The following is a 3733-nucleotide window of genomic DNA, read 5'->3' on the forward strand; positions in this document are numbered from 1 at the left end:
GTCTTCGAATGGAGTTTGACCAGCTGCTTGTGCGTCAAGACCAGTGTGAACACCGATGATGTGAGCACCGTTTGAAGCTGCTTCTTTAGCAACTGCAACTTTATCTTCAACACCGATCAGGTCAACTTGAGCTTCAGCATTGTTAGCGTTAGCTGCTTTGATGACACCGTTGATGGTAGCCATATCAGATGCACCCAGAACAGTAGTGATATCACCGCCTGCTTCAAAGAAAGGAGATGCTTCGTATTCACCAGCATCCATAGTTTTCAGGTCAACCAGGATTTTCTTGTCTGGGTGAGCTGCTTTCAGTGCTTTAACCAGTTTCAGACCATTGTATTTAATACATGGTGTACCGATTTCCAGGATATCAACGTAAGGTGCTACTTGCTCTGCAAGTGCCATTGTTGCGTCGAAGTCCAGTGAGTCTAATGCCATTTGGATTTCAGCCATGTTACATACTCCTAAATAAAGTAAAAATAATTATTATCACGCTTGCTACAGTGAGAAGCGGGACTATATGCAGAAAAGAGCGTTAAGTCAATTAACGCGCTATCTGCTGCATTCTTGCCCGCTCATAGCTGAGCGGGCTGAATACGTTAGAAAGCTCAGTTCAGTGTTGAATTAGCTTTCCAGGCTTGCCAAACGATCGGCAAGCAATTCTTCCAATGATTCCAGTGCTTTGGCAAAACCGTCGATACCTTCTGATAGTTTTTCCGTAGCCATTGGATCTTCAGCGTGCATTTTTTCAAATGTCGCTTTATCCATGTTGATTTTTTCGATATCTGCGTTTGCTGCTTGGTCAGGAGACAATTTGCGCGGCAATTCGCCTTCCGTTGATTGCAGCTCGTCGAGCAGTTTTGGTGAGATCGTCAGCAAGTCTACGCCAGCCAACTCTGTAATTTCACCAACATTACGGAAGCTTGCGCCCATTACTTCAGTGTCATAACCAAACTTTTTGTAGTACTCGTAGATTGCCGTTACAGACAATACACCTGGATCTTCGTGTGATTCGTAGGAGTCACGACCAGTATCTTTCTTGTACCAGTCAAGGATACGGCCCACGAATGGTGAGATCAATGTAATACCGTTTTCTGCACAAGCAATCGCCTGGTGCAGACCAAACAACAATGTCAGGTTACAGTTGATACCTTCTTTTTGTAAGACGGCAGCAGCTTGAATACCTTCCCAAGTCGAAGCAATTTTGATCAGGATGCGTTTACGGTCAACACCTGCAGCTTCGTACTGGGCAATCAAGTCACGACCTTTAGCGATAGTGGCTTCGGTATCGTAAGACAGACGTGCGTCAACTTCTGTAGAAACACGACCTGGAATGATATCCAGAATTTTCAGACCGAAAGATACAGCCAGACGATCAAATGCCAGAGAAACGACTTCTGATGCTGGGGCATCTGCACCCAGTGTTTCACGTGCTGCTTTCAGAGTATCATCAACGATACCTTGATATTGTGGCATTTGAGCAGCGGCAGTAATCAGTGAAGGGTTGGTTGTTGCATCACGTGGTGTGTATTTTTGAATTGCTTCAATATCACCAGTATCAGCTACAACAACGGTCATTTCCTTAAGCTGATCAAGTAAATTAGCCATGTTATGTACCTTTAGTTTTCAAAAGTTAAAAAATGACAATCACGCTTAATAAAGCTGACTGAAAATTGAATCTTTATGCCGTAATACGTTTCGTTGGACAACTGCATCCATCGACACAGTTCGTATTACGCAATGGGTAAAGGAGTTTAAGTTTTCTTAACCCTTAGTCTGGATGTAGCGCTCAACACCCGTCATTGGTTTTGCTTGCCCCTGGTTACGAAGATACTCTTCGACACCTGTGACAGCTTTGTTACTTGTCGCCTGATTTCTGATGTATTGCTCTACACCGGTCAAGCTTGAACCACTTTGCGCTTGATTTCTGATATAACGCTCAACGCCAGTCAGACCATCTTTAGCAGCCGGTTTGGCAGTTGTAGCTGGTTCGGACGAAAACAGACTTTTAACAAAGCCGCAAATCGAAGCAAGTAAGCCTTTATTCTGATTCATGATTATACCCCTGTTACATTTCTGAACCCCATCTGCCCAACAAAACGAGGTTGGTAAACGGGTAAATTACTATTTTAGATTTACTGTGGCAAGCCAGATGAGATATCAGAAAAGTATGTACATCGATACTTCTCAGGGTTTAGCCACATTATTGTTTTTATCAGCCAGCCTGTTCTTATGCAGGATTTTTTGACTGGCATCAACACTTTAACGCATCAATATAGGTTTAGACACTGAAATTATGTGTTGATGAAAAAAAACGAGCGGCCACAAGGCCACTCGTTTTTATATTTGCTACTGCAAATTGTTTTCTGCTTATGCTGCGTCAACCAAAGCACGCAATTCTTTAGCAGAGTCTGCTGGAGAATCAGCACCGTAGATAGCGGCGCCAACAACAACGATAGTTGCACCAGCACGAACTGTATCTTGGATGGTGTCTTTGTTCAGGCCACCAGCAACAGAGATACGAACGCCCAGGTTCAGACCAGCGATTTCTTTCAGATCAGCAAAAGGTGTTTGACCTGCTGCTTGCGCGTCAAGACCAGTGTGAACACCGATGATTTGAGCACCGTTACGAGCTGCTTCAGTTGCTACGCCAGTTTTGCTTGAAACGTTGATCAGGTCGATTTGAGCTTCAGCGTTGCTAGCGTTAGCTGCTTTGATAACACCGCCCATTGTTGCTTTATCAGAAACACCCAGAACTGTGCAGATATCAGCGCCTGCTTCGTAGAATGGTGTTGCTTCGTATTCGCCAGCATCCATTGTTTTCAGGTCAACCAGAATTAGGTTGTTAGGGAATTTGCTTTTCAGTGCAGTAACGATTTCAAGACCGTTATACTTGATGCAAGGTGTACCAACTTCCAGGATATCGACGTATGGAGAAACTTGCTCAGCAAGTGCCATAGTTTGATCGAAATCCAGTGAATCGAGTGCCATTTGAATAAGTGCTTTTGCCATGCTGACATGCTCCTAAAAATTGATTTAATTATAAGTTTTACGTTGAAAATACGCTCGCAGACTATAAATCAGATTGACTTAATATGTCAATTTTTGCCTAAAACTCAACATTTAACGTTATTTTCGCTGCTAGACAGGCTGATTTGATGTGTGCCACTCTTCTGAGTCAATTATATTTGCTTTTGAGGGGCTATTTTGACGACAAATGACATGATTACTGTAGATGACATCGCTGGCCTTATCATCGATATGGATGGTGTTTTATGGCACGGTAGCAAAGCATTGCCCGGTTTAGAGGCTTTCTTTGCTTTATTGAGAGATCAAAAACTGCCTTTTGTGCTCGCCACTAACAACGCGAGTCTTACTCAGCAACAGTACATTGAAAAGCTGTCGGCTATGGGAGTAATTGTAACAGACAAAGAAGTCCTGACCTCAAGTATGGCAACTGCGACCTATTTGCGAGAGAATTTGCCTGAAAATAAACGACGGGTGTTTGTGATTGGCGAAGAAGGACTAAAGCACCCATTGGAACAGAATGGCTTTATTCTGACGGACCTTTATGAAGTTGATCAGCCCCAAAAAGATATAAAAGGAGTGGGGGCAGATATTGTTGTTTCAGGACTGGATCGCACGCTGAACTGGGATAAGCTGGCAACGGCGACATTGAATATCAATGCTGGCGCACTATTTTATGCCACTAACTCGGATACGACCTTACCGACCG

Annotated in this window: 4 protein-coding genes and 1 pseudogene; 1 reads left to right on the forward strand and 4 read right to left on the reverse strand. The window is 43.6% G+C overall.

All coding sequences use genetic code 11. The annotated features are described in order from the left end of the window. From ACTF5U_RS09650 to hxlA, 4 genes are all read right to left on the reverse strand, one after another. Positions 1-450: orotidine 5'-phosphate decarboxylase / HUMPS family protein (locus tag ACTF5U_RS09650; RefSeq protein ID WP_438971419.1), on the reverse strand; the 450-nt coding region annotated here is incomplete at its 3' end. Positions 451-621: 171 nt separating this feature from the next. Further along, a complete protein-coding gene (locus ACTF5U_RS09655) occupies positions 622-1605 on the reverse strand; it encodes a transaldolase (protein ID WP_438971420.1) in 984 nt (327 codons plus the stop codon). Between the two features lie 156 nt (positions 1606-1761). After that, on the reverse strand, positions 1762-2052 hold the full coding sequence (locus tag ACTF5U_RS09660; RefSeq protein WP_438971421.1) for a hypothetical protein: 291 nt from the start codon (positions 2050-2052) through the stop codon (positions 1762-1764). Positions 2053-2367: 315 nt separating this feature from the next. Next, the gene (hxlA, locus tag ACTF5U_RS09665; RefSeq protein WP_438971422.1) at positions 2368-3009 is read right to left on the reverse strand and encodes a 3-hexulose-6-phosphate synthase; all 642 of its coding nucleotides are present in this window, start codon (positions 3007-3009) and stop codon (positions 2368-2370) included. Positions 3010-3204: 195 nt separating this feature from the next. Between hxlA and ACTF5U_RS09670 the strand changes: the two are divergent. Continuing rightward, positions 3205-3733: pseudogene (locus tag ACTF5U_RS09670) on the forward strand (HAD-IIA family hydrolase); the annotation flags it as partial.

The organism is Methylophaga sp. (assembly GCF_965655755.1).
GTDB lineage: Bacteria > Pseudomonadota > Gammaproteobacteria > Nitrosococcales > Methylophagaceae > Methylophaga.